The 21,976-nt window shown below is 70.8% G+C and carries 19 protein-coding genes; 1 reads left to right on the top strand and 18 read right to left on the bottom strand.

The window, feature by feature from the left end:
- Positions 1-3 precede the first annotated feature (3 nt).
- The 11 genes from ispG to ptlH form a co-directional block, all read right to left on the bottom strand.
- Positions 4-1,173 carry a flavodoxin-dependent (E)-4-hydroxy-3-methylbut-2-enyl-diphosphate synthase gene (ispG, locus tag QQY24_RS29565; RefSeq protein ID WP_301975768.1) on the bottom strand — a complete coding sequence of 390 codons (1,170 nt, stop codon included), beginning with the start codon at positions 1,171-1,173 and terminating at the stop codon, positions 4-6.
- Between the two features lie 198 nt (positions 1,174-1,371).
- Complete coding sequence (locus QQY24_RS29560; protein ID WP_301975767.1) at positions 1,372-3,159, bottom strand: 1-deoxy-D-xylulose-5-phosphate synthase; 1,788 nt, start codon at positions 3,157-3,159, stop codon at positions 1,372-1,374.
- Between the two features lie 29 nt (positions 3,160-3,188).
- Positions 3,189-4,187 (bottom strand): 4-hydroxy-3-methylbut-2-enyl diphosphate reductase, encoded by a 999-nt coding sequence (ispH, locus tag QQY24_RS29555; RefSeq protein WP_301975766.1) that lies wholly within the window; start codon positions 4,185-4,187, stop codon positions 3,189-3,191.
- Complete coding sequence (gene ptlI / locus QQY24_RS29550) at positions 4,184-5,578, bottom strand: pentalenene oxygenase (protein WP_301975765.1); 1,395 nt, start codon at positions 5,576-5,578, stop codon at positions 4,184-4,186. Before ptlI ends, ispH begins: the two co-directional genes overlap by 4 nt.
- A gap of 21 nt (positions 5,579-5,599) precedes the next feature.
- Positions 5,600-6,670: a pentalenene synthase gene (gene ptlA, locus QQY24_RS29545; protein ID WP_301975764.1), complete on the bottom strand. Its 1,071-nt coding sequence runs from the start codon at positions 6,668-6,670 to the stop codon at positions 5,600-5,602.
- Positions 6,671-6,796: 126 nt separating this feature from the next.
- Positions 6,797-7,810, bottom strand: coding sequence for a polyprenyl synthetase family protein (locus tag QQY24_RS29540; protein ID WP_301975763.1), 1,014 nt, complete (start codon positions 7,808-7,810; stop codon positions 6,797-6,799).
- On the bottom strand, positions 7,807-8,706 hold the full coding sequence (gene ptlD / locus QQY24_RS29535; protein ID WP_301975762.1) for a neopentalenolactone/pentalenolactone F synthase: 900 nt from the start codon (positions 8,704-8,706) through the stop codon (positions 7,807-7,809). The genes QQY24_RS29540 and ptlD overlap by 4 nt, the downstream gene beginning before the upstream one ends.
- A 33-nt stretch (positions 8,707-8,739) precedes the next feature.
- Positions 8,740-10,554: a neopentalenolactone/pentalenolactone D synthase gene (gene ptlE / locus QQY24_RS29530; RefSeq protein ID WP_301975761.1), complete on the bottom strand. Its 1,815-nt coding sequence runs from the start codon at positions 10,552-10,554 to the stop codon at positions 8,740-8,742.
- Positions 10,512-11,339 (bottom strand): 1-deoxy-11-beta-hydroxypentalenate dehydrogenase, encoded by an 828-nt coding sequence (gene ptlF / locus QQY24_RS29525; protein ID WP_301975760.1) that lies wholly within the window; start codon positions 11,337-11,339, stop codon positions 10,512-10,514. Before ptlF ends, ptlE begins: the two co-directional genes overlap by 43 nt.
- 98 nt (positions 11,340-11,437) lie before the next feature.
- Positions 11,438-12,892, bottom strand: coding sequence for an MFS transporter (locus QQY24_RS29520; protein ID WP_301975759.1), 1,455 nt, complete (start codon positions 12,890-12,892; stop codon positions 11,438-11,440).
- Between the two features lie 59 nt (positions 12,893-12,951).
- Positions 12,952-13,803, bottom strand: a complete 852-nt coding sequence (gene ptlH / locus QQY24_RS29515; protein WP_301975758.1) for a 1-deoxypentalenic acid 11-beta-hydroxylase — start codon at positions 13,801-13,803, stop codon at positions 12,952-12,954.
- A 401-nt stretch (positions 13,804-14,204) separates the two neighbouring features.
- Here ptlH and QQY24_RS29510 point away from each other — a divergent pair, with 401 nt between their 5' ends.
- Positions 14,205-14,672 (top strand): MarR family winged helix-turn-helix transcriptional regulator, encoded by a 468-nt coding sequence (locus QQY24_RS29510; RefSeq protein ID WP_301975757.1) that lies wholly within the window; start codon positions 14,205-14,207, stop codon positions 14,670-14,672.
- 545 nt (positions 14,673-15,217) lie between these two features.
- On the opposite strand, the gene penM is transcribed toward QQY24_RS29510, so the two are convergent.
- From penM to QQY24_RS29475, 7 genes are all read right to left on the bottom strand, one after another.
- The gene (gene penM, locus QQY24_RS29505; protein ID WP_301975756.1) at positions 15,218-16,414 is read right to left on the bottom strand and encodes a pentalenolactone synthase; all 1,197 of its coding nucleotides are present in this window, start codon (positions 16,412-16,414) and stop codon (positions 15,218-15,220) included.
- Positions 16,415-17,920: 1,506 nt separating this feature from the next.
- Positions 17,921-18,163 (bottom strand): hypothetical protein, encoded by a 243-nt coding sequence (locus QQY24_RS29500; protein WP_301975755.1) that lies wholly within the window; start codon positions 18,161-18,163, stop codon positions 17,921-17,923.
- 40 nt (positions 18,164-18,203) lie between these two features.
- On the bottom strand, positions 18,204-19,214 hold the full coding sequence (gene gap / locus QQY24_RS29495; protein WP_301975754.1) for a type I glyceraldehyde-3-phosphate dehydrogenase: 1,011 nt from the start codon (positions 19,212-19,214) through the stop codon (positions 18,204-18,206).
- A gap of 701 nt (positions 19,215-19,915) precedes the next feature.
- The gene (locus QQY24_RS29490; protein ID WP_301975753.1) at positions 19,916-20,185 is read right to left on the bottom strand and encodes a hypothetical protein; all 270 of its coding nucleotides are present in this window, start codon (positions 20,183-20,185) and stop codon (positions 19,916-19,918) included.
- Between the two features lie 117 nt (positions 20,186-20,302).
- Positions 20,303-20,482: a hypothetical protein gene (locus QQY24_RS29485; RefSeq protein WP_301975752.1), complete on the bottom strand. Its 180-nt coding sequence runs from the start codon at positions 20,480-20,482 to the stop codon at positions 20,303-20,305.
- A gap of 145 nt (positions 20,483-20,627) precedes the next feature.
- Positions 20,628-21,110, bottom strand: a complete 483-nt coding sequence (locus QQY24_RS29480) for a hypothetical protein (RefSeq protein WP_301975751.1) — start codon at positions 21,108-21,110, stop codon at positions 20,628-20,630.
- A gap of 205 nt (positions 21,111-21,315) precedes the next feature.
- Positions 21,316-21,846, bottom strand: a complete 531-nt coding sequence (locus tag QQY24_RS29475) for an ATP-binding protein (protein ID WP_301975750.1) — start codon at positions 21,844-21,846, stop codon at positions 21,316-21,318.
- Positions 21,847-21,976: the final 130 nt, after the last annotated feature.

The raw sequence follows: 21,976 nt of genomic DNA, 5'->3' as shown, positions 1-21,976 counted from the left end.
TGCTCACTTGGCGCTCTCCCGAACGGCGGAGGGGGCGGCCCCGGAGGAGTCGTCGTCCTCGTCCTGCCGCATCAGCTCGGCGAGCTTGAACGCCTCCTCGATGAGCGTCTCGACGATCTTCGACTCGGGGACGGTCCTGATGACCTCGCCCTTGACGAAGATCTGGCCCTTGCCGTTGCCGGAGGCGACGCCGAGGTCGGCCTCGCGGGCCTCGCCGGGGCCGTTGACGACGCAGCCCATGACGGCCACGCGCAGCGGGATGTCCATGCCGGTCAGGCCCGCGGTGACCTCTTCGGCGAGCTTGTAGACGTCGACCTGGGCCCGGCCGCAGGAGGGGCAGGAGACGATCTCCAGGCCGCGCTGGCGCAGGCCCAGCGACTGCAGGATCTGCAGGCCGACCTTGACCTCCTCGGCGGGCGGGGCCGACAGGGAGACGCGGATGGTGTCGCCGATGCCCTGGGAGAGCAGGGCGCCGAAGGCGACGGCCGACTTGATCGTGCCCTGGAAGGCGGGGCCGGCCTCGGTGACGCCCAGGTGCAGCGGGTAGTCGCACTGCTCGGCGAGCTGCCGGTAGGCCTCGATCATCACGACCGGGTCGTTGTGCTTGACGGAGATCTTGATGTCCCGGAAGCCGTGCTCCTCGAACAGGGACGCCTCCCACAGGGCCGACTCGACCAGCGCCTCCGGGGTGGCCCTGCCGTACTTCTGCAGCAGGCGCTTGTCCAGCGAACCGGCGTTGACGCCGATGCGGATCGGGGTGCCGTGGTCCTTGGCGGCCTGGGCGATCTCCTTGACCTTGTCGTCGAACTGCTTGATGTTGCCCGGGTTGACGCGCACGGCCGCGCAGCCGGCCTCGATGGCGGCGAAGACGTACTTCGGCTGGAAGTGGATGTCCGCGATGACCGGGATCTGCGACTTGCGGGCGATGGTCGCGAGGGCGTCGGCGTCGTCCTGGGTGGGGCAGGCGACGCGGACGATCTGGCAGCCGGAGGCGGTCAGCTCGGCGATCTGCTGGAGGGTCGCACCGATGTCGGACGTGCGGGTCGTGGTCATCGACTGGACCGAGACCGGGGCGTCGCCGCCCACGGGTACGGTCCCTACGTGGATCTGACGGCTGGTACGTCGTCGGGCCAGCCTCGGCGGCACCGTCGGCACTCCAAGAGCGACAGGCATGACAGTTCCCCAAGATGGTCGGCCGGTCCGGACGGACCGGGTGGTGGCTGATGACTGTGTGCCGTTGAGGGCTGTGGAAGTGCTGGAGAAAGGCGCGGCGGCGGGAGCGGGCGCGCCCCGCGGGCAGCCGGGTCACGGGCGGCCGGCGGGATCGTCACCGTGCGGGTGGGCGCCGACCGCCCGTCGGGGTGCCCGGCGTCAGCCGACGGCGAGGGAGGCGGGGGCTCCCTGCCGGGCCTGCCGTCCGGAGGGCAGGGCCTCCAGCAGCGCGTGGGTGAGATGGCGGGGGGTGAGGCCGCTGGCCTCCAGGACGTCGGCCCGTGAGCCGTGGTCGAGGAAGCGCTGCGGGATGCCGAAGACGTGCACCGGCAGGCCCGGCTTGGCGTCGCTCAGCGCCTGGGCGACGCCCGCCCCGACGCCGCCGACCCGGCCGTTGTCCTCGACCGTGGCGACCAGCAGGTGGTCGAGGGCGAGCACGGTCAGCTCGGGCGGCACCGGCTTGATCCAGCGGGGGTCCACGACGGTGACGCCGACGCCCCGTTCGGCCAGCCGTTCGGCGACGTCGAGGCAGGTGGCGGCCATGGCGCCGACGGAGACCAGGAGGATGTCGGGACGCTCGCCGCGGTGCAGGACGTCCAGCTCGGCATAGACGTCCACGGCCGGGATGTCCGCTCCGCGGGAGCCCTTGGGAAAGCGCAGGGCGGTGGGGCCGTCGTCGCAGGCCACGGCCTCCCGCAGGGCGCGGCGCAGGGTGGCGGCGTCGCGTGGGGCGGCCAGTCGCAGGCCGGGCACCAGGTTCAGCAGCGACAGGTCCCACATGCCGTTGTGCGAAGGGCCGTCGTCGCCGGTCACACCGGCCCGGTCCAGGACGAAGGTGACCGGGGCGCGGTGCAGGGCCACGTCCATCAGGAGCTGGTCGAAGGCCCGGTTGAGGAAGGTGGCGTACAGCGCGACGACCGGGTGCACCCCGCCGAGGGCGAGGCCCGCGGCGGCGGTGACGGCGTGCTGTTCGGCGATGCCGACGTCGATGACCCGCTCGGGGTGGCGGCGGGCGAACTCGCTGAGCCCGGTCGGGTCGAGCATGGCCGCGGTGATGGCGACCACGTCCGGCCGGTCGGCGGCGAGGTCGGCCAGTTCGCTGCCGAACACGGACGTCCAGCTGGGTGCGCCCCCCGGTTTCCGGGCGGAGGCGGCGCGCACGGCGTGGAAGCGGTCCGTGTCGTCCTGCTCGGCGGGCAGGTGGCCGCGGCCCTTCTCGGTGACGCAGTGCACCACCACGGGCTTGCGCAGGGCGACGGCCTCGCGCAGCACCGTCTCCACCGCCTCGATGTCGTGGCCGTCCACCGGGCCGACGTAGGCGAGCCCCAGGTTCTCGAACAGGGCTTGCGGGGCGTCGCCCGCGCGCAGGTCGGCGAGGTGTCCGGCGACGGCGCCGGCGGTGGGGGCGTAGGAGCGGCCGTTGTCGTTGAGGACCACGACGACGGGGCGTTCGGGGGCCGCCGCGATGTTGTTGAGGGCTTCCCAGGCCATGCCCCCGGTGAGCGCGCCGTCACCGACCACGGCGACCACGGCGCGGTCGCCCCGCCCGAGCAGGGCGTTGGCGCGGGCGAGGCCGTCCGCCCAGGACAGGGAGGTCGAGGCGTGCGAGTTCTCGATGACGTCGTGCTCGGACTCGGCGCGGCAGGGGTAGCCCGACATGCCGCCGGTGCGGCGGAGCGTGGCGAGGGCTTCGGCGCGGCCGGTGAGGATCTTGTGGACGTAGGACTGGTGGCCGGTGTCCCACAGGATCTTGTCGCGGGGGGAGTCGAAGACGCGGTGCAGGGCGATGGACAGTTCGACGACCCCGAGGTTGGGGCCGAGGTGGCCGCCGTTGGCGGTGCAGGTGTCCACCAGCAGCCGCCGGATCTGCGGCGCCAGTTCGCGGGCCGCCTGCGGGGACAGGGCACGCACGTCCTCCGGCCCTCGGATTTCCTCCAGGCGTGGCATGGCGCAGTCCTCTTTCTCCAGTGGTGGATTCATCGCGCCCCACCGGGTGCGGGCGAGACCTCGCCGGCCAGCGGTGTCTGCGGGACGCGGCCGGTGACCGGGTCGGCCAGCCGGCCGGGCATGGAGAACACGACGTCCTCGGCGATGCCCCGCTGGAGCTCGACCCGGTCGAAGCCGAGTTCGGCGAGCCGGGCGACGAGCCCGTCGACGAGGATCTCCGGGGCACTGGCCCCGGCACTGATGCCGACCGACGACACGTCCTCCAGCCAGGCCGCGTCGAGGTGCTGTTCGTCGGGCACCAGATGGGCGGCGGCGCCGTGATCGCGGGCCACCTCGACCATGCGCAGCGAGTTGCTGGAGTTGTGCGAGCCGACGATCAGGACCAGGTCGTTGTCGCGTGCGAGGTCCTTGACGGCGTTCTGCCTGTTCTGGCTGGCGTAGCAGATGTCGTCGCCGGGGGTGATCAGGTCGGTGAAGCGGGCGCGCAGGGCCTCGACGACGCGCTCGGTCTCGTCGAACGAGAGGGTGGTCTGGGTGAGGACGGCGACCGGGGTGTCGTCGGGCAGGCCGAGGCGTCGTACGTCGTCCTCGGTCTCGATGACGACGATCCGGTCGGGGGCCTCGCCGAGGACGCCCTCGACCTCCTCGTGGCCCTCGTGCCCGACGAGGAGGATGGTGCGCCCGTCGCGGGCGAAGCGCACCGCTTCCTGGTGGACCTTGGAGACCAGCGGGCAGGTGGCGTCGATGACTTCGAGCTGCCGGCCGGCGGCGGCGGAGCGCACTCCGGGGGAGACGCCGTGCGCGGAGAAGACGCAGACCGCGCCCTGCGGGACCTCCTCCTCGCTGTCGACGAAGACCGCGCCGCGCTTTTGCAGCTCCGAGACGATGTAGTGGTTGTGCACGATCTCCTTGCGCACGTACACCGGTGCCCCGTGCAGGTCCAGCGCCCGCTCGACGATGCCGATGGCGCGCCGTACGCCCGCGCAGAAGCCGCGCGGCTGGGCCAGGACGACGTTCCCCGCGCTCACGCCGCGTCACCCCCGGCCGGTGCGGGGACGGCGGAGGCCGTCCGGCGCGGGGTGCGCGCGTCCAGCCTCAGCCGCAGCCGGCGCGGGTGGTAGACGGTGGCCAGCGGGACCGGGCGGATGTCCATGCCGGGCTCGCAGGTGACCCGCCAGCGGCCGAGGATGGTGGCGAGCCCCAAGGTGGCCTCGGTGCGTGCGTAGAGGTCGCCGATGCACTTGCGGGCACCGGTGCCGAACGGCACGTAGGCGTGGCGGGCGGCCGGCGCGATGCGGTCGGGGAGCCAGCGGTCGGGGTCGAACTTCTTGGGGTTGTCGAAGGCGTCCTCGTACTGGGCGACCGCGGCGGGGCTGAAGACGACGGTGGAGCCGGCGGGCAGCCGGCGGCCCGCGAGTTCGGTCGGGGAGGCGGTGAGGCGGGTGAACAGCCAGGCCGGCGGGTGCAGGCGCAGCGTCTCGGAGATGATCCGGTCGACCAGGGAGAGGTTCGGCAGGTCGTCCCACTGAGGTGCGCGGCCGTCGAGGACGGTGTCGATCTCGTCGTAGAGCGCGGCCTCGATCTCCGGGTGCTGGGAGAGGAGGTAGAAGACCCAGGTGAGGGTACCGGCGACGGTCTCGGTGCCGGCCGCCATGACGGTGATGACCTGGTCGTGGATCTCCTTGTCGCCGAGCCGGCCGCCGTCGTCGTCGCGGGAGGCGAGCAGGGCGGCGAGCAGGTCGTCGCGCTCGGTGTCGGAGCTGCGGTAGTCGTCGATGAGCCGCTGGGTGGTCTCGTGCAGGAAGTCCAGGTTGCTCCGGTAGCGGCGCTGGGACGGTAGGGGCAGCCGGCGGATCGAGGCCGGCAGGAACATCTGCCGGAACAGGCCGTTGAGCACGACGTCGAAGGAACGTTCCACCTGCGCCGCCATCTCGGGGCTGACGGGGGTGGAGTACAGGGTGCGGCCGACCGTGCGCAGGGCCATGCCGTACATCTCCGGGAAGGCGTCGACGACCATGCCGTCCTGCCAGCGCGACGTCGTGTCCTCGATCTCGGCGTGCATGGCCTCGGCGTAACGCTTGAGCTGGCCGCGGGTGAACGCCGACTGCATCAGCCGGCGCTGGCGGCGGTGGTCGGCGAACGGGCAGGTGACCAGGCCGTTGCCGGCGATGTCACGGGCTCGGTCGTAGAAGACGCCGCCCTTGTCGAAGATGCGGTCGTTGGTCAGGACGTGCCGCAGCAGTTCGGGGTGGGTCGGGACGTAGGCCGTGGTGGGGCCGATCTTGATTTCGACCAGGTCGCCGTGGGCCGACAGCGACGTCATGAAGTTCACCGGGTGACGCATCATCTGGAGGGCGTGTCCCACGACAGGGAGCGCCCCGGGCGCCGCTCCCGCCGAGAAGGTGGTCTGCTCAGTCATTCGGTCCTCAACTTCCGGTCTTCACTGATCCGTTGACAGGGCGGTGCCGCCGCGACGGCCGGGCGAGGGTGCGTGGTGCTTGTGCGTGGTGCTGCCGAGCTCCTCGAGGTAGCCCTGGGCACCGGCGGCGAGCGCGAACTCGGCGTCGTAGCGGCCCGAGGAGCGGTGCCAGTCGTAGGAACCGCGGATCACGGTGCGCACGGCGTCGTTGCGGTAGCGCTCCAGGGCCTCGCGCTCGGCCTCGTCGAGCCGGTAGATGTCGCCGACCTGCGGCAGGCAGGACTCCAGCAGGAGGTACTGCTCAAGGCGGGCGCGCACCTCGTTCTGGATGTGGGCGACGCTGCGGTCCTTGGACCAGCCGTGCTCCCGGCGCAGGATCATGACCATGTTGTTCTGCTCGCCGCGGGCCTCCTCCTTCTCCAGCGAGGCGATGTCGTTGAGCAGCAGGTTGACGTCGACGGCGATCTGGAGCATCGCGGAGAGCACGGCACTGTCGAAGACCCGGTGCGGCACCTCGAAGCGGCCCGCGCGCTCGGCGAGGTCGACCGTCGGCTGCACCCCGATGGTCTGCCGGCGCACGGCCAGGTACTGGGCCGCGGAGTTGTACGGCGTGTCCCAGAAGCGGCTCTCCGCCTCGTCGACGTAGCCGTCGAAGTAGCTGCGCCAGTGCCGGGCGCTGCGCGCGCACCAGGCGGGTGTCATGCCCTCGCAGGTGCGGCGCCAGATGTCGGCGAAGCCGTGGGCGATGGGGGGCGCGGTGTCGGGGAGGGGACCGTCCAGCGCCGCCGCGACCGCGTCGGTGAGCTGTTTGGTCTCCTGCGGGTTCTCGCCGCGCGGCCCGTCGAAGAGGTCGTCGAAGAGGAAGAACCACGACATCAGGTCGACGCCCAGGTCCAGGTCCGCGCCGGTGGCGTGCGGGTAGAAGCGGGAAGCCAGGTCGGCGTAGCCGCCGCGCAGGTGACGCGCCGCCGCAGCCTCGGACTTGATCAGCCCGAGCGACCGCGGCCAGGCGAGCTGCTCGGCGTCGGCCCGCGCGTAGTCCGGGCTCTGCCGGCCCGGCAGGGGTATGTGGAAGTCGACGTCCTGGGGCATGGGGGGAATCCTTGGGGGTGGGTTGCGGGGGTGGCAGCGGGCATGGTGGTGCCCTGGCGGGGGTGCTGCGCTGGTCGGAGGGTCAGGAGTCGGAAAGGGGCACGCGGGTACGGGGCCGGCCCGGTCTCAGGCCTCGCGGTCGACGACGAACCGCCCGAGCGCGAGGAGTTCCTCCCGCGCGCCGGCGTCCAGCTCGACGCTGCGCAGCGCGTCCTCGGCCAGCGCCATCCGCCGGGCGGCCTCGGCCAGCGCCCAGTCCCGGCCGCCGGCGCCCTCGATCAGGCCGGCCACGCGCCGCAGTTCCTCCTCGTCGGGTTCGCCGGGGGTGGTGAGCCAGGCGGCCAGCTCGTCGCTGAGCGGACCGTCCTGGTTCAGTACGTGGCTCACCGGCAGGGACTTCTTGCGGGAGCGCAGATCGGAGTGGACCGACTTGCCGGTGACGGCCGGGTCGCCCCAGATGCCGAGAACGTCGTCGACGAGCTGGAAGGCGACGCCGACCTGGTCGCCGTAGAGCGCCAGCGCGTCCACCGTCGTCTCCGGTGCCCCGGCGAGGACGGCGCCGATCGCGGCGCTCGCCGACAGCAGCGCGCCGGTCTTGCCGGCGGCCATGTCGACGCACTCCTCGACCGTGACGTGCGAGCGCTGTTCGAAGGACAGGTCCTGGACCTGGCCGCGGATCAGGTGCCGGGTGGTGCGCGCCAGCAGGCGGGCGGCGGGTGCCGCCGTCGGCAGCCCGGTGTCCAGCAGCACCTCCTGGGCGAGCGCCAGCATCGCGTCACCGGTCAGGATGGCGCTGGAGGGGCCCCACAGCTTCCACACCGTGCGCCGGTGGCGGCGCTCCTCGTCGCCGTCCATCAGGTCGTCGTGCACCAGGGAGAAGTTGTGCACGAGCTCCACGGCGACGGCGCCGGGAAGGGCGACCTCCGGGGGTGCGCCGACCGCCTCGGCCGACAGCAGCGCGAGCGCCGGCCGTACGGCCTTGCCGGCGTCGGCTCTGGTGGGCGCACCACCGGCGGTGATCCAGCCGAAGTGGTAGGCCGCCTGGTGACGTGAGCGGTGGTCGAGCCGGTCGACGGCGGCCCGCAGCGCCGGGGTGATCGTGGTCCGGCTGTGGCTGAGGCAGGCGGGAGCGGTGCTCATGCGGCGACCTCCGCGCGCCAGGGGTCGGTCGGGTCGTCGAAGATGCTGACGACCTGGCGCATGATGCGCCGTTCGGCCGGGTCGAAGGCCTGCTTGGCGTGGATGGTGCCGAGCTGGTCCCACATGACGATGTCCCCGGGTTGCCAGGTGTGGGCGTAGGTGTACTGGGGCTTGCCCGCGTGCGACAGCAGTTCGTCGAGCAGCTTGCGGCTGTCGTCGGGGGCGAGGTCCACGATCCGCTTGGTGTTCAGGGTGCTGATGTAGACCGACTGGCGGCCGGTGCGCGGATTGCGGGCGATCAGCGGGTGGATGGTGGAGGTGCCGTCCTCGGGCTGGATCCGTTCGGTGTTCTCGCCGAGGGACACCTCGCCCTGGAGTTCCTCCTCGATGGTCTCCTCGTACCCGGTGCGCAGGGCGTGGCGGACCCGGTAGGAGTGCAGGCGCCGGCGCTCTTCGGGCGACAGCGACTCGTACAGGGCGTACATGTCGGTGAAGAGGGTCTCCCCGCCGCCGGACGACGGCACTTCCACGGCCTCCAGGAAGCCGACCTGGGAGACGCGGGGGCGGAAGGAGTAGTCGGTGTGCCAGCCCATCCACTCGGCGTCGCCGACGCCGATCTTGCGGCCGTCCTCCACCAGGTTGGAGACGATCAGGATCTCGTTGTGGTCGGGGTGGGCACCGCTGGTCAGACCGGTCTTCGGGATGTACCCGAAGCGGCGGCCGAAGGCCAGGAACTCCTCGTAGGAGGGGGTCTCGTGGCCGCGAAAGACGAGTACGAGGTGTGCGTCGAGCGCCGCCCAGATCTCCTCGAACTGGGTCTGGTCCATGTCGCCGGCGACACGGGCGCCGTGCACGACGGCGCCGAGAGCGGCGCCGGGTATCGGCGTTACGTCCATGGGCGTTGCCGCCTTTCGCAAAAGGGGGAGTGGTCAGCGCAGTTCGAGGCCGGCGAGGTCACCCGCCTCGCGCCAGCGCCTGAGGATGTTCACGAATTCCACCGAGCCGCCGCCGTAGCTGGAGTTGAGCAGGGGCAGTCCGCTCGGGTCGCCCTCGTTGTTGTAGAGGCCGGGCGTGCAGTTCTCGAGGAAGTCGATGTCGTTGGTGGCGAGCCGGAGGATCTCCTCGACCCATTCCTTCTCACCGGCCTCGGAGGCCTCCACGACCCGGTGGCCGCGCTCCTCGACGCACTTGACGATGTGCGCGAGGTGCCGGGTCTGCTCGCCCAGCATGTAGGCGATGTTGACGTGGCGGCCGGCCTGGACCTTGGACAGGATGAAGCAGTTGGGGAAGCCGTTCACCTGGAGTCCGTGCAGGGTGCGTGCCCCGTCCGCCCACTTCTCCGACAGCTTCACGCCGTCGCGGCCGACGATGTCGTAGCCGGCGCGGTCGGTGTACGGGACGGCGAACTCGTGCTCGTAGCCGGTGGCGAAGATCAGGCAGTCGACCGGGTACTCCCGGCCGTTCGCGACCACCCCGGCCGGGGTGAGCCGTTCCACGCCCCGCCCCTGGGTGTCGACCAGGGTCACGTTGGGCCGGTTGAAGGTCTGGAGGTAGCCGTCGTGGAAGCAGGGCCGCTTGCAGTACACGCGGTAGTACGGCTTGAGGGCGGCGGCGGTCGCGGGGTCGGTGACGACGCTGTCGATGCGGGCGCGCAGCTCCTCCATCTTGAGGAAGTCCGCCCGCTCGGCCGCGAGCGCCCGCTCCTTCGGGTCGCCCCCGGTGTCGCCGGTGGGCAGGATCGCGGCGGCCAGCTTGGCCGTGGTCTGCGTCCAGCGGTCCTGGACCAGGTCCTCGTCCTGCGGGACGCCGGAGGTCAGCGCGTGGAAGTTCTCCATCCGGCGCTGCTGCCAGCCCGGTTCGAGGCTGTCCGCCCAGTCGGGCGGGGTGGGCCGGTTGCCGCGGACGTCGACCGCGGCCGGGGTGCGCTGGAAGACGACGAGTTGTTCGGCCCACTCGGCGAGGTGCGGGGCGAGCTGGATGGTCGTCGAGCCGGTGCCGATGACGCCGACCTTCTTGTCCCTCAGCTTGGTCAGGCCGCCGGTGCTGTCACCGCCGGTGTAGTCGAAGTCCCAGCGGCTGGTGTGGAAGGAGTGCCCGGCGAACGTCTCCAGGCCCGGCAGCCCGGGGAGTTTGGGACGGTGCATCAGACCGATCGACATGGCCACGTACCGGGCCCGGATCAGATCCCCGCGGTCGGTGCTCACCAGCCACCTCCCGGCGGCCTCGTCCCAGCGCAGCTCGGTGACGGTGGTCTGGAAGAGGGCGTCGCGGTAGAGGTCGTACTTGTGGGCGATCCGTTGGAGGTGGGCGAAGATCTCGGGCCCGGTGGAGTACTTCTCGGTGGGTATCGTGCCGATCTCTTCGAGCAGCGGCATGTAGATGTAGCTCTCGACGTCGCAGCGGACGCCGGGGAAGCGGTTCCAGTACCAGGTGCCGCCGACGTCACCGGCTTCGTCGATCAGCCGGATGCGCTCCAGGCCGGTCTCCTTGCGCAGGTGGGCGCCGGTCAGCAGGCCGCCGATGCCGGCGCCGATGACGGCGACGTCCACCTCGTCGGTGAGCGGCTCGCGCTCCCGCCGCTCGGTGTAGGGGTCCCGCGCGTAGCGGCTGAAGTCACCGCGCGCGAACTGGTAGGTGCGGCCGACGCTGCGTTTGTCGCGTTCTTGCCGGTATTTCTCCCTGACCGCCTCCAGGTCGATGGTCAGTGTTTCATCGCTACGGTCGTCGCTTTCGGCGCGGGCCACAGCTCCTCCTCGGGGGAAGGGGGTGGAAGGGAAACATGACGCCATACGTCGTCGAACTGATCGCGTAGCCGCAGCGGGGCGTCGGGATTGCTGAAGAGGTAGAAGCGGTCGGAGCCGAGGGCCTCCCACACGAGTCCGGCGACGTCCTCGGCGCTCACCGAGGTGTCGCCGCCCGCGCCGCGCGGGGCCGTCAGGCCTTGGACCATGGGGGTGTCGACCCGGCCGGGACACAGCACCGACACCCGGATCCCGGTGCCCCGCAGATCGGCGCGCAGGCTGCGGGCGACCGCGAGGTCGGCGTGCTTGGAGGCGGCGTAGGCGGCGCTGCCGGCGCCGACGACGAAGGCGGACATCGAGGCGGTGTGGATCAGGTGGGCGGGCCGGCCGCGTTCCAGCAGCCGGGGGACGAAGGCGCGGGCCACCAGGACGTGCGCCCAGTGGTTCACCTCGAAGACCTGCCGCATCCGCTCCAGCGGCACCTCCCACAGGGGCTGCCCCACGGGGCCGAGGACCCCGGCGTTGTTGCACACCGCGTCGATGTCGCCGAGCAGGTCGAACGCCGTGTCCGCGAGCCGCTCGACGGCGTCCGGATCGGTCAGGTCGGCGGTCACCGCGGTGACCTGAGCGCCCTGTTCGATGAGTTCGGCGGCCCGGCGGTGCAGTGCGTCGCCTTCGACGTCCGCCATGACCACGCCGGCGCCGGCCCGTGCGAAGCGGGCGCTGAGGGCGAGGCCGATGCCGCTGGCCGCGCCGGTCACCACGGCCGTCCTTGTCTGTAAGTGCACTTGGCTGTCTCCGCTTCTGCGCGCGGGCGCGCCGGAGGACGGCGCGCCGTTGCCGACGAGAAGGTCTGGATCAGATCGCGCCGTTCGAGGAGTGGGCGTCAGCTGGGGTCGGGAAGCTTCAGACTGATCACGAAAACGGTCACCGAGAAACACGCCAACAGGGCGAGAACGAGCACGACCGCCGACGCCGTCGACAGCCAGCCGGCCAGGGAGACGTAGAGGGTTCCACCGACGGTCGCGCCCAGCGCGGTCGCCATCTGCTGGCTGGTCACCAGCACACCACTGCCCATGCCGGCCTGCGCGGGGGGTACATCGGCGAGGATCGTCCGGAACAGCGTCGGACCGATCAGCGCCGCGCCCACGCCGAAGAGGCCGATCCCGACGAGCACGAGCGCCAGGGAGGGGTGCGGCCAGCCCAGCCGGATCACCAGCGCCAGCAGCAGCAGGCCCGTGCCCTGGATCAGGGCGCCCAGGGTGACGATCCGGCCGCCCATGGCCGCAGCGATCCTGGGGGTGAACAGCGTCACCACGAAGAACGCCGCGGCGAACGGCGTCAGCACCCCGCCGGAGGCGAGCCCGTCGAGGCCGAAGTGCCCCTGTGCGATCAGCGCGTAGACGAACAGGAAGGCGCCGAAGCCGGCCGAGAACGGCACCATCGCCGCCAGCCCTCTGCGCATCCCCGGATGGGACAGCACCGACGGCGACAGCAGCGGTGAGCCGCCCCGTGCCTCCAGCCCGCGTTCGGCCCGCACCAGCGCCAGCACCCCCACCGCGGCGACCACGAGCAGCGACCACAGCCACAGCGGCCAGCCCAGGTCGGGGCCCGCCACGACCAGGGCCAGGACACAGACCATGGTGACGCCGAACAGCACGGTGCCCACCAGGTCGAAGCCCGGCTTCGCGTCGGCCTTGGTCGCGGGGACGCGCCGGACGGCCAGCAGCGCGGCCACTCCGATCGGCACGTTGATCGCGAAGACGGACCGCCAGCCGATCCCGGCGACGTCCAGCGAGACCAGCAGTCCGCCCAGGATCTGCCCGACGACCATGCCGAGGGCCGCGGTCGCGCCGTACATGCCGATCGCACGGGCGCGCGCCTGGCCCTTGGTGGCCGCCTGGATCGTCGCCAGCACCTGCGGTACGAGCATGGCGGCGGCGGCGCCCTGCAGCAGCCGGGCCGCGACGAGGAACTCGATGGTCGGGGCGAGTCCGCACAGCGCCGAGGTCACGGTGAACGCCGCGAGTCCCCAGGCGTACAGGCGCCGTCTGCCGAAGGCGTCGCCCAGCCGTCCGCCCAGCACCAGGCCGAGGGCGTAGGTGAGGCCGTAGCCGGACACCACCAGCTCCAGTGCGGCGGGGCCTCCGTGCAGGTCGTCGCTGATCGAGGTCAGCGCCACGTTGACAATGGAGGCGTCCACGATGGACAGGGCGTATCCGGTGAGCACCACCACGAGGGCGATGCCACTGAGCCCCGCGGCGACCGGTTGTGTGCCGGCCGGGGACTCCGGTGTCGCGTTGGGCTCCTTCAGAGGGGAGAGGCCCTCGCGTTTCGTCATGCGCTGCCTACCCAGGCGTTTGTGGGGGGACGGTTGAGGCGGGTGTGGAGGTAACAATGTCACTCGATGGTGGTGGGAGTTCCGGTGATCTTGGACATGATTCCCTTGGAGGAGTCCTTCGCGGACTCCGGCCAGGGGGTCAGGGCGTTGAACCCTCGGTGCGAGGAGGCGGGCTGGATGCGGGTGTCCATCGACATCCGCATGCCGGCCGGGTCCACCGAGACGTTCGGGATGGACTTGTGGCACATGAAGGCGTGGAAGAGGAGCACGTCACCCGGTTCCATGGGCGAGAACAGAAGCTGCTCGTCCGCGTCCAACTCCTCCTGCGGTATGCCGCGCACGGCATGGCCGAAGCGGCGGAAGTTCTCGGTGACGACGTGCTCGCGCGGGCCCTTCTTGTGGCTGCCGTCGGCGACGGCGACGCCGCCTATGCCGCGGGCCGTCGCGAGCAGCGGTATCCAGGCGGTACGAAAGTCCTTGTTCGGGCCGATGTAGAAGCCGTCCTGGTGCAGTGGCGTCAGGAAGCTCGGCTCCTCGGAGCCCGCGGCGGAGGGATAGTAGCGGATCGTCGTCGACTTGAAGACGAAGACGGGCTCGCCGAATGCCTTCTCCCAGACCTTGAGGGTCGAGGGGTGGTTCCACAGGTCGTCGTACTTGACGTAGTCGTGCATCGCCACCTCGTCGACCGCCTCGAAGGAATCGATGGTGAGGGTCTCGAGCGTGGTGCCGGGGGCGGCGTGGCCGAGTGCGATCAGGCCCTCGAGCATCTGCTCGGCGGCGGTCCGCACGAGTTCGCCGTCCAGGACCCCGCGCAGATAGAGGTAGCCGTGCTCGTCGTAGAACCGGTCGAGGGCCTCACGGTCGTCGAGAAGGGGCGTGCAGTCGACGTAGTCGCTGAAGGTGTCCGTCATGGTTCCTTGTCCTCGTGACGTCTGTGCGTGGGGGAAGGAGCGTCAAACATCCGGGTGGGCCGACGACTTCGATGGCGCCGGGTGAGACGGAGGTGACGGGGGACGGCCGGTGCCGGCGTTCAGGATGGTGGGGGCTGGACCGATCAGAGGGGCGGTTGGGTGAGCGGGGAGGGGTAGGCGGGCGAATGGGCCGTCGTGCGCACCTCTCCGCAACCGTTGATACCGACACGCACAGTCATGGGTGTGTCCCTCACCGGACGGTCCAGTGGCACTGGAGCGCCGTCGCTCCTGAGGTCGATGATGTGCCGGCGCGTTGTGATCCGTCACAGACCACGCGCCAGACAATGTTCTAGCAAATCGATCGATCAAGAGCTTATATAATCTTGCGATACATTTCTAGGGTGACTCCTGCAAAGCGCACCGCGCACGACACCGACTTGGACATCGGTGGCCTCACCCGGGCGATCGAAAGCTTCAACCGCTACTACATCCGGCTTCCCGCCGTGCAGAAGCTGTCGTTCACGACGCTCTCCGTGCTGGACACCCTGGCCGTCGGTGGCCCGAGACGGCTGACCGAACTGGTCAGAACCGAACAGATGAGCCAGCCGGGGCTCACCCAGCTGGTCACCCGCCTCGAACGCGACGGACTCGTGGAACGCCGCCCGGACCCGGCGGACGGCCGGGCCGCCCTGGTCCACATCACCGAGGCCGGCCGCAGGATCGGCGAGGCCCGGCACGAGGACCGCAGCCGCCATCTGCACCGCCTCGTCGTCCAGCTGACGCCCGAGGAACGCCAGGCGATCGCGGCGGCCCTCCCGGCCCTGACCCGGCTGGCGGAACTCGGGAACGGCGAGGCCGCACAGCGGTAACGCACACAGCGCGGACGAGACGGGACGGGTGTCCCGCCGGATCCGCACAGACGCACCGGCTCCGCTTTCCGTCACCCCCGTCGAACAGTGCGGCGCCCCGCTCGAGGCCGTCTTCCCGGGCCCGTCGCAGGTCCTTGCCCCCCGGGTCGGGGCGGAACCGCTGGGGGTCGAGGGAGTCCGGCCACCGCGGCGGCCGACGGTCCCGGACGCGCCGGGAGGCCGGCACGAACCCGGCGCCGGTGTGGAGCATCGCCCAGCCCGCGCCGGGCGACCACCGCGGATTGCGCTGTTCACTGCGCCGCCGGGAGACGGCTGGTGGAACCAGGAGGGCTCGACGGCATCGGCACGGTCCACCACCCCGTGCTGCGGCTCGGCGATCACGAAGGGCAGCACCTCACCACGCCCGATCATGATCGACGGCTGGAGCACTGAACGTGCGGGAAGGACCACCACGGCCAATTCGTGAGCTTCGAACCGGTCTCGCGATACGTGCCGCCCATGGCCGTGAACGGTGGACAGTTGTGTTTCCGCTCGTGCAATGCCATTCAGAAGGTGACGGGGAGTTCGTCGAACCCGCCGGTGATCCGGTGCTCCTGCCAGCGCACCGACTCCTCGGGTACCGCGAGCCGCAGGTCGGGCAGTTTACGGAACAGCCGCTCGAACACCGCGGTCAGTTCGATCCGGGCCAGTGTGCGGCCGATGCAGTGCCGGGCGCCGTGCCCGAACGCCAGGTGCGACTTGGGCTTGTGCCGGGTCACGTCGAACAGCTCGCCACCGGGGTACGCCCGGTCGTCGTAGTTGGCCGCGCCGATGGCCAGCATCACCGCGTCCCCGGTCCGGATCACCGTCTCGCCGACGGTGATGTCGCCGTGCGCGTAGCGGGGTATCAGCGCGTTGGATCCGTTGCCGCCGACGCCCAGGCGCAGGATCTCCTCGACCGCAGCCGGTGCGAGTTCGGGCTTTTCGACCAGCAGGGCACGCTGGGCCGGGTTGCGCAGCAGCAGCAGGACGCCCAGGTCGATGCGCGCGATGGTGGTCTCGTAGCCGAACAACAGCACGGCGTTGCCCAAGTGGGCGATGTCCGCGTCGGACAGTGCGCTGCCCTTCTCGGCGATCAGTTCGGACAGGAGGTCGTCGCCCGGCTCGGTTCGCTTGCGCGCCACCAGTTCCATCATGTAATCGACAACCTGCTGGAAGGTGTTCGCCGAGTGCTGGTTGTCGCTCTGGTCGAATGTGCCTCTCGCCCACTGTCCGAACCGCTCCCGGTCGGCCAACGGCACGCCGAGCAGATCGCAGACCACCATGGTCGGCAACGGAAACGACAGCGCGTGGTGCAGGTCGGCCGGCGGAGTGCTGGCGGCCAACTGGTCGAGCAGCTCGTCCACGTGGTGCTCGATCCGGGTCTTCATCAGGCGCATCCGGCGCGTGGAGAACCGGGGCACGAGCAGCGCACGCATCTGCGCATGTCTGGTGGGCTCGGTCTCGTGGTCGTCCCCGGCCATCAGCGCGACCATGAAGTTCCTGGCCGCGCTCTTGGCCGACGGCTGCGGCTTGGGGTCACTGAGACGGAGCCGGCGGTCGGCGAGCAGCGTCCTCACCTCGTCGTAGCGGGTGACCAGCCAGGCGTCTTCACCGGCGGTCCGCACCTTGGCGATCGGCCCCTCCTTCTGCAAGGCGAGCATCTGGGGCGCGATGCCGATGATGTCCGGATTTTCGAACGGTAAGCTCAGAAGTTCCTTCATGCTGTCATGTTCACATGCATAAATTTTTATGTCAATAAGCTTCAGTCAAGCATTTAACCGGTCGAGTCGATACAGGTTGATTGTTACGGCCGGCACGCGTGTGCGCGACGTCCGGGGGAATGCCGGAGCCATTCTCCGAGAGCGGCGGGAAGAACAGTCCACTAACCCCGGGGAAATTACTCACCGATTCCTCTTGCCTGCGGACTTATACGGTTTACCTTCCTTGACAAGACAACCCTGCATTCCCGGAATGAATGCCCGATCCAGGAGGCGGCGATCCCGGAACGCACTCATCGCAAGCAAGCACGCCGGACATGGAAAACGCGGAAAGAATGTCGTGCGGTCGCCCTCCGGCACGATGCGCGGAACCGCCACCGTCGCGCGGTGAACAGGTCGTGTACGGACTGGTCGACGGCTCCCCACGGACGCCGCGGGACCGATCCCACCGGGTTCCGTGAGCACCGCCGCGAGCAGCTGCCCGGCTACGGGGCCGTGATCAGCCAGGAATGGAGTCGGCCACCTCACTGGTGACTGCAACAGGGTCGACTGTCTGGTCGGTCATCAGTTGAATCCCCGCTCATCTCATGCTGGAGAATCGCTCCAACACAGTTTCCGAGGAACTACGAAAAATTCACTTCCACACGCCCGTCAGCGGCGGGGTCGACTGCGCAACTGGGTCACGGACCTGAGGACGGCTTTGGCCATCAGCTCCGTCTTGCTGGCGAAGCGGTAACAGATACTGCCCTGTCCGGCGTGCGCCAGAGAGAGGACGGCAGCCGGACTGGCGTCAGTGTAGCCCATTCCCCTGGCACTTTCCATGGGACGCCCTCTGCCACCCATCGTAATTTGAGCGTACTCGTACGTTACAGAGCGATGCATGAAAAATCGGAAAAGCCACTGTAAGCCGTAATTCTTCGCATGCGAATCCGATGCCTGAACCGTTCGCCCGGGACCGTCGTCCGATGCGGTCGAGCGAGCCGGCGACGAAGAACGGGCACGGCAGCGGTTTCCAGCGATGAGCTTCCTTCCAAGCCGACCCGAATACGGATCCAGCCCGGCGGCCCCCGGCACGGCAGGGCCGCACGACTCGCACGAGGAGAAAGCCGCGTCCATCACGCCAGGTGCGGATGCGCTCGAAGACGGGCACATGCGCTGCCGTCCCCAGTAGCCGTCACCGGGGACGGACCACACGGACCACACGGGCCACCACGGGACGCACGGGCTCCACGGCCAGTGCCTCCACCGCCTTCTCGCGCCGGTCACCCGCGCGCCGCCTCCCCGGCCCCGCCGTGCGAGCCGGCGGGGCCGTGCCGGGCCGCCCGTTCGCCGGGGGACAACCGAGGGACACATGGCCGCGAACCTCCCCGCCGGAAACAGCCGGCCCCGACGCCCGGCCGGGAAAGCGAACGCACTCCCGGCCGGGATCAACTCCCGGCATCCCTCCCCCACGTCCGGCCCGGCGGTCCCACCGCCCCGCTCGCCCCACCACGAATCCGGCCCCGCCGCTCACGCGGCAGGGCCGGCACCCCACATCTTCATCGGCTTCCAGCCGGCGACGGCGAGCAGGTCGGCCTCGATGGACAACCGGCCGGGAAGACGCACCCGCACGGTCGTCCGGGCGGGGAACGGCGTCTTGAACGTCTCGTCGAAGACGGCGTCCGGCGCGGGGAAGTCCTCCTCCCCGGCGGGGCGGGCACGGACCCTGGCCGCGGGCATCCTGCCGTCGCCGTGGGGCGCGGCCGACCGCACGCCTGCCGCCTCCCTCGCCGTGGCGAGCTCGGCGGGGTCGTCACACAGTCGCGCCGCCGACCAACTGGGTCGTGTCGATGAGGCGGTTGGAGAATCCCCACTCGTTGTCGTACCAGCCGAAGACGTGTACGTGGCGCCCCTCGACAACCTGCGTGAGCAGGGAGTCGAAGATGCACGACGCCGGGTCCCTGACGATGTCCGCCGAGACGACCGGGTCCGCGGTGTAGCGCAGGATCCGTGCGAGTTCGCCGTCCGCGGCCTTGCGGAACAGCGAGTTGACCTCCTCCACCGTCGTCTCGCGGGCCACCCGGACGGTCAGGTCGGTCAGCGAGCCGACGGGGACGGGAACCCGCACCGAGTACCCGTCGAGCTTGCCCTTCAGGCTGGGGAGCACGAGGCCGATCGCGCTGGCGGCGTTGGTGGTGGTCGGGATGGTGCTGAGGCCGGCCGCACGGGCGCGCCGGGGGTCGGGGTGCGGGCCGTCCTGCAGGTTCTGGTCCTGCGTGTAGGCGTGGATCGTGGTCATGGTGCCGCACTCGATGCCGAGCGCGTCATCGAGCACCCGGGCCATGGGAGCCAGGCAGTTCGTCGTGCACGAGGCGTTGGAGACGATCGTGTGCCTCTCCGGGTCGTACAGGTTGTCGTTGACACCCATGACGAGGGTGAGGTCCGCGTTCTTCGCCGCAGCGGAGACGACCACCTTCGAGGCCCCGGCGTCGATGTGCGCCCGGGCCTTGGCGGCGTCGTTGAACACGCCTGTCGACTCGATGACGACGTCGACTCCGAGGCGGCGCCAGGGCAACTGCGCCGGGTCGCGTTCGCTGAGGACCTCGACCACGGTGTCCCCGACCCTGATCGATGAGCCTTCCGCCACGACCTGCTGCGGCAGCGGCCCGTACACGCTGTCGTACTTCAGCAGGTTCGCCAGGGTCTGCGCATTGGTCAGGTCGTTGACCGCGGCCACGCGGATGTCGGCGCCGGAGGTGAGCAGGGCGCGGAAGTAGCTACGGCCGATGCGGCCGAAGCCGTTGATTCCCACAGTGATTGTCATGATTCCCGTCCTGATTGTTGGGAGCCTTGCAGCACTGGCTGCGCGGAACGTCATGCTTCGTGAGCGGCGATGTGCTCCTCACGCAGAGGATATCGTCGATTACGCTGACGGAGGTGCAGCAGACGGTGCCTCAGCGGGGCACCGGGTTCCCACGGATGAGTCTCCGAGTCGGACAACGGCCCGATACGCGCCGGGTCGATGGTGACGGGTGGTCAGGGATCCGCCTCGACGGTGTCCCACCGTCGGCTGATCACGTCCTGGGCGACCTGGACGGACCGGGGGCGGTTGTCGGCGGGGGCCTCGCGGATGCCAGCGCGTGGACGCGTGGACCGGACGCGGTGCGCGAGCGGTGGGCGCGCCGGTGCAACCGGACGGAGCCGCGTGGGTCGGCGCCGGCCTGCGTGCGGGGGCTGATCGCTGCGCTCCGGTGCAGGAACGGCCAGGCGCCGGCCGGACGGCACGCTCGCCGGCCGGACGGCGGGAAGGCGGAAACGGATCCTTCCCGCTCATCCCCCACCACCCGGCCGGGATCGGACGGCTGACCACCCGGCACACCGACCGCCGGCCCGCACCCGTCGACCACGTCCTGCACTGGTCGCACCGGCGACGCCGGCAGTACCGGGCCCGCATCGGTCGCCGCAGGCGACGCGGGCGCGGTCCCCGAACCGGCCGGCCCCGGCACAAGCACCGTCGCGGTGCTACTAGGCGGCGTAGTCGGCCGGGCGGACTCCGCCCGGCCGGGGGGTGGCGACCGGCCGGCCCCGCAGCCAGAAGGAGGTCATGGCCAGCAGGGCGGTGAAGATCACCAGGAAGGCCACGGACACCCACATCTGCCGGCCACCGGGATGCCACCATCCCTCCCAGAAGGCCGACACCGCCCACAGGAGAGCGGCTGCCAGGTAGAAGGCGCGGACCCGGCGCAACTGCTGCACGGCCCTCGGTGCCAGGGAGTGATCGGTCTGGTGGGTCATGCGGCGCGTCTACCCCGGTGCGCGCCCGTCATGACCGGCACCTTCACCCTGCCGAGCCGGGTGGTTCCCGGGCCGGGCGGCACCCCCGCCGGTCACCGGGGGCACGGTCCGCGCCCGCTACTCGCCACGCCCCTCGAAGTCCCGCCGTACGGCGGCGCCCTCGTCCTCCACCAGTCCCGCATCGTCGGGCAGGGTCAGGACGCTCCCGCAGCGCCGGCACACCACGGCGTCACCGGCGGGTGTCCCGCAGGCCTTGCAGTAACGATTGACCGGCCGGTCCGGGTCCTTCTGCTCCATGACGTCTCCGAAGTGGTGGTGAGCGGTGCTGGGCGACCGGCTACCCGGGGCCGGCGGACTGATGCGCCACGCGCGGTACGAAGGGAGTCACGCGGTTCCCCCTCCCCCGCACCGGCCTGCGGCGGCGTGTCCCTGCGGGTCCCGGTCAGCCGCCGAAACCGCAGTCGACGTCCTGCAGCAGGATGGGCCGGGTGGCGTCGAGCATGACGTACGCGGTGAACGTCGCCGTGTCCTCGCCGGTGCTGCCCCAGTGGGTCGTCACGGTGGCCCAGCCGACGCCGGCGGACTGGGCCGTGACGACGGGGCCGACGTCGATGGACAGCGGGTCGTTCTGCGCACAGACCAGCAGGTCGTAGCCCGTGTCGTTGTCGGCCATCCTCTCCTTCAGGTAGGAGGAGACGCCGTACTTGCGGGCGAACGCGTCGGGTCCGTGCTCGCCGTAGAAGTCCTCCAGGTAGGTGTGGATCTCGTCGGCGGTGTACCGGTCGGCGGTGTCCGCGGCGGTGGCGGGAGCGGCCACGGCCAGGGAGAGGCCGAAGGCCGCGGCCGCTCCTGCGGCGGCGAGCGTCAGGCGGCGGGACGAGCGGGGGGCACTGGTCGCGCGGCTGGTACGGGTGGTACGGAACATGATGACCCCGTTTCCTGTCGTCGTGCGGCCGCGGGACGGTGTCCACGGCGCATCGGTCACCGGAGCAGACCGGCCGACGACCCGGGGGGATGTACGGCCCGGGGTGGGTGTTGCCGTTTCCGGACATCCGTGGCACGCCCGTCACCGGACCCGCGGGGACGGCGGTCGCTTCGGGAGCGGTGGTCCCCGCACCGGGCGCCCCGGGTCACGGGGCCACGCTGCCCGCCGCGATCCGCGGTGCGGGGGACCGGGAGAACGGCTCGGCCGGGGCGCCCGGGCGGTGGCCCGGCGCCAGACGCAGATGGGCGGTGACCTGCTTCCCCGTGGGGTGGGGTGCGACGACGACCCTGTCGCTGACCGCGTGCACCAGGTGCAGCCCGTGACCGCCGACGCGGCGCGGGTCGGCGCCCCTCGCCACCGGCTCCTCGGCGGAGGTGTCCCACACGGTGATGGCCAGTTCCTCACCGGACAGCCTCAGGGTCATCCCGCAGGGGCCCGGGGCGTGCCGGACGGCGTTGGTGACCAGCTCGCTGACGGCGAGCTCGGCGTCCAGGGCCAGGGGGCCCGGCAGGGGATCGCGACCGGTTCGCGGGGCGTAGGCGAGAAAGGCGCGCAGGGCCTGGCGTGCGTCCGCGGCACGGGCCGCGCCGGAATCCCACACCGCGCCGTAGCGCAACGCGGTGTGTTTCTCCGTGCCCTGCTCATCTGCCGCCTGATTCCTAAGCGGGATGACCATGTGGGGATCTTTCGTCGTGTTCGCCGGTGTCCGGCGTTTCTCGGTCGTGCGCGTACCCGGCCCTCGACCGGACACTCCGTTGGCGCGCCTACGATGCTGCCGTTCGGGCGCGGACTCTACCCCATGGGGT

Source organism: Streptomyces sp. TG1A-8 (genome assembly GCF_030499535.1).
Lineage (GTDB): Bacteria > Actinomycetota > Actinomycetes > Streptomycetales > Streptomycetaceae > Streptomyces.
Note: the sequence above shows the minus strand (reverse complement) of the source record. Positions and strands in the feature narration are given on the sequence as shown.